Raw genomic sequence first — 677 nt, 5'->3', positions numbered from 1 at the left:
GGACCGACACCCCGGGGCCCGGCGCGCCCGCCGACGGATCACGTCCCCCGCGCGGTCTCGGCGCCCCCTACCGTCGGCTGTGGGCCGCCGTCGCCGCATCCAAGATCGGCGACGGGGTGATGATCGTCGCGATCCCCTGGTTGACCACCACCCTCACCGACAGCGCCTTCCTCGTCGCGCTGATGGGGGTCGCGGTGCGGTTGCCGTGGCTGATCTTCCCCCTGCCCGCCGGGGTGTGGGCCGACCGCTTCGACCGCCGCCTGCTGATGGTGTGGGCGAACGTCGGGCGCGCCGCCGTTCTCTCGATCGCCGGTCTGCTGGTGTGGGCGGGGGTGATGAGCCTGCCCGCCCTCTTCCTGTTGGCCCTGGCGTTGGGCCTGTGCGAGGTGGTCTTCGACAACACCACCCAGGTGCTCGTTCCCGCCGTGGTGGCCCGGGACCGGCTCCGGGCCGCCAACGGTCGCCTGATGGGCGCGCAGATGGTGCTCGGGGAGTTCGTGGGGCGACCGGTGACCGGGCTCCTCATCGGGATCTCCCTCACCCTGCCCTTCCTCTTCGACGCGACCGCAGCCCTCGTCTCCGTGCTGCTTCTGCTCACCCTGCGCGGTTCCTTCCGGCCGGGACGCCGGACCGCCGTGAGGACCGCCGGGCCGGGGGAGGGCACCTCGGGGGAGAAC

The 677-nt window shown here is 73.1% G+C and carries 1 protein-coding gene; it reads left to right on the top strand.

What is annotated here, in order from left to right; genetic code table 11:
• On the top strand, positions 1–677 hold a 677-nt coding region (locus FNQ90_RS25815; protein ID WP_182608516.1), incomplete at both ends, for an MFS transporter.

This window comes from Streptomyces alkaliphilus, from assembly GCF_014141535.1.
In the GTDB taxonomy this organism is placed as follows: Bacteria; Actinomycetota; Actinomycetes; order Streptomycetales; family Streptomycetaceae; genus Streptomyces; species Streptomyces alkaliphilus.
The sequence above is the reverse complement of the archived record's forward strand: the minus strand, read 5'-3'. Positions and strand labels throughout refer to the sequence as shown.